Here is a 2,908-nt window from a genome sequence, read left to right on the forward strand (position 1 = left end):
CGTCAGGAAATAAAAAAAATTAATACGTTGTTATTTCAAAACAGCTCTAAAAAGAAATCACAAACAAGCTTAATAGAAGACTTAAATTATAAATTAAACGTTAGAAGAAATTTAATAAAAGTAACCAATCAGCAAGCCAATTTGTTGACCCGAGAAATTAATACCAATCAAGATAAAATATCAAACTTAAATAAGGAATTACAACTTTTAAAGGATAATTATTCTAAACTAATTGTAAAATCCTACAAGAACAAAAACAAACAAAGTCGTGTAATGTTCTTACTGTCGTCAAGTAATTTTAAACAAGCTTATAAGCGTTTACAGTATATAGATCAGTATAGCGATTATCAAAAAAAACAAGGCGAAGAGATAGCTTCAAAAACGTTAGAATTACAAAACACTAATAGTGTATTAATAAAGCAAAAGTCATCTAAAGAAGCTTTAATTCAAGAAAATAGAATTGCACAGCAAGAGTTAGAAAAAGATGTTGCACAACAGCAAGTTATAATTGCTTCTATTCAAAAAGATTTAGATAAATTCTCAGCTGAAGTTAAAAAGAAACAGCAAGAAGCTAATAAAATTGACAAGCAAATAAAAGATATAATTAGAGTTGCAATTGCTAAATCTAGAAAGACAGTTAAAAGCAATAAATCTAATACAAATACCAGTAAGACCGAGGAATTTGCCTTAACAGCAGAAAGCAAAGCTTTAGCCGCTAGTTTTTTAGGAAATAAAGGTAAATTACCTTGGCCAGTTTTAGAAGGCGTTGTTAAAGTAAGGTATGGAAAACAACCGCATCCAATAGATAGATCTTTAACTATACAAAGTAATGGTGTTAGAATTGCAACTAATCCAAATACTAAAGTAAGAGCAGTTTTTAATGGTGAAGTTTTGGCAATTTCTAAACCAAAACGTGGTAGTATTTCTATTATGATACAGCACGGAAGTTATGTAACATCTTACACCAACTTAAAAGAAGTTTACGTTACAGAAGGACAAAAAGTAAAAACAAAACAAGATATTGGTAAGATTTATACCAATAGTATAACCAACGAAACTATTTTACGTTTTAGTATTTTTAAAAACACAGCCACACAAAATCCAGCGTATTGGATTTATAAAATGTAGTTAAACACCTCTATGTTTTATGAATTTACTTCTAACAGAAATAAAACAGAAGATTTACGATAAGCTTAATTTTGAAATCTCAAATTATAAAGACGAATTAGAAAGTAAAGAATACAATGCTTGTAGATTTCAGTTAAATAAATTTCAAATTATAAGTAGAACAGCTAAAATTACACCTAAAAAAACGGGTCAATTTGTTACGTTTTGGAAAAGATTAAATCACGGTGAAATAGCTCCTTTAGACAACACAGATCATTTCGTTTTTTTTATTATAAACGTTTCATCTAATAATAGAATAGGTCAGTTTGTATTTCCTAAATCTATTTTAATTGAAAAAGCAATTATTTCCACCAACACAAAAGAAGGTAAAAGAGGTTTTAGAGTTTACCCTTCTTGGGATTTCCCTTTAAGTAAACAAGCTCAAAAAAGTCAAAAATGGCAACTTAATTATTTCTTTGAAATTAATAGCGTTAATAAATTAGATAATATTGAAGGCTTATATAAAATATAAAAACCACATTTCTAAAATTAGTTATTCTTAAAATGTGGTTTAAAGATGTTTTTAATAATAAGTTAATTATCTAACAAGAGCATAACCCTTATTTGTTTTTCTATAGTTTTTACCATTCCATCTATAATAACGTTTACCATTAACTCTAACTACTTTATAATTTGCTGGACGTTTTTGAACATAAACTACTTTAGAATTTGGAGAACTTACAACTCTTGGAGCACAAGAAGTTGCACAAAAAATAAAACTACCAATAAATACAATTAAGAATATTCTCATAATTAAAAATTTTAAGGTTTAGTTCTTAGACTGTATTATTTCAAAAAGGTTTAATCCTCCATAAATAAAGCTCGTAATTCTGAGGCTTCACTTGGTTTCATTTTTCCGGCAAGAACTAAACTTAATTGTTTTCGTCTTAAAGCACCATCAAAACGTGTATGTTCAATTTTAGATTCTGGAAGTAATTCTGGAATTCTTATGGGTTGTCCAGTTTCATCAACTGCAACAAAAGTATATATCGCTTCGTTTGCTTTAGTTTTAATACCAGATTCTCTGTCTTCTACCCAAACATCCATATAGACTTCCATAGAAGTCTTAAAAGCTCTAGAAACTTTAGCCTCAACAGTTACCACAGAACCTAAAGGAACAGATCTGTTAAATGCTACATGATTTACAGAAGCAGTTACTACTATGCGTCTAGAATGTCTTCTTGCGCTAATACTTGCGGCACGATCCATACGGGCTAAAAGTTCACCACCAAAAAGATTGTTTAAAGGATTTGTTTCGCTAGGTAAAACCATATCGGTTAATATGGTTAAAGATTCTGAAGCTTTACGTGCAGTCATTGTGCTAAATTTTAGCGCAAAAATACTACGTTTTTAAGTTTAAAAACAAGAATTAACACAAAATTAAAAAAGCTTAATCTAAAGCTTTTACTAATAACCATGCAGAACTGTTTTGGTCGTGTTTAATTGTTTTTAAAGCATCTAATGCTTCTTGTCTATCTGTAAAACTTTGGTAAGCTACTTGGTGTAAACCATACTTGTTTACTCCTATTTTACGAGCATTAAAACCATCTACTTTTAATTGCTTAATTTTTTTGTCGCAATTTTTTTCAATTCTAAAAGCACCAGCAATAATATGGTAATTTCCTAGAACTTCTTTTTCTAAAGTTACTTTTACCGTTGGTAATGGATTAGATATTACAAAGGTAGCTTCTTGAATTTTAGATTCAATTTCAGATTGTGCTTCTTGTTCTGCTAAAATATT

The 2,908-nt window shown here is 29.0% G+C and carries 5 protein-coding genes; 2 read left to right on the plus strand and 3 right to left on the minus strand.

What is annotated here, in order from left to right; all coding sequences use genetic code 11:
• Both ACFDSN_RS11970 and ACFDSN_RS11975 read left to right on the plus strand, forming a co-directional pair.
• On the plus strand, positions 1 to 1,128 hold a 1,128-nt coding region (locus ACFDSN_RS11970), incomplete at its 5' end, for a murein hydrolase activator EnvC family protein (protein ID WP_375240087.1).
• 19 nt (positions 1,129 to 1,147) lie between these two features.
• A complete protein-coding gene (locus ACFDSN_RS11975) occupies positions 1,148 to 1,639 on the plus strand; it encodes a MepB family protein (RefSeq protein WP_375240088.1) in 492 nt (163 codons plus the stop codon).
• Positions 1,640 to 1,705: 66 nt separating this feature from the next.
• Here ACFDSN_RS11975 and ACFDSN_RS11980 read toward each other — a convergent pair whose 3' ends face one another.
• The 3 genes from ACFDSN_RS11980 to ACFDSN_RS11990 form a co-directional block, all read right to left on the minus strand.
• Positions 1,706 to 1,918: a DUF6515 family protein gene (locus tag ACFDSN_RS11980; RefSeq protein WP_375240089.1), complete on the minus strand. Its 213-nt coding sequence runs from the start codon at positions 1,916 to 1,918 to the stop codon at positions 1,706 to 1,708.
• A gap of 50 nt (positions 1,919 to 1,968) precedes the next feature.
• Positions 1,969 to 2,484 (minus strand): acyl-CoA thioesterase, encoded by a 516-nt coding sequence (locus ACFDSN_RS11985; protein ID WP_375240090.1) that lies wholly within the window; start codon positions 2,482 to 2,484, stop codon positions 1,969 to 1,971.
• A 73-nt stretch (positions 2,485 to 2,557) separates the two neighbouring features.
• Positions 2,558 to 2,908: SPOR domain-containing protein (locus ACFDSN_RS11990; RefSeq protein WP_375240091.1), on the minus strand; the 351-nt coding region annotated here is incomplete at its 5' end.

The sequence above is a fragment of the Aurantibacter sp. genome (assembly GCF_042094015.1).
GTDB lineage: Bacteria > Bacteroidota > Bacteroidia > Flavobacteriales > Flavobacteriaceae > Aurantibacter.

What these genes read in the sequence shown, in the direction of transcription:
- ACFDSN_RS11975 (WP_375240088.1), top strand. Translation starts at nt 1,148, where the DNA reads ATGAATTTACTTCTAACAGAAATAAAACAGAAGATTTACGATAAGCTT.
- ACFDSN_RS11980 (WP_375240089.1), bottom strand. Translation starts at nt 1,918, where the DNA reads ATGAGAATATTCTTAATTGTATTTATTGGTAGTTTTATTTTTTGTGCA.
- ACFDSN_RS11985 (WP_375240090.1), bottom strand. Translation starts at nt 2,484, where the DNA reads ATGACTGCACGTAAAGCTTCAGAATCTTTAACCATATTAACCGATATG.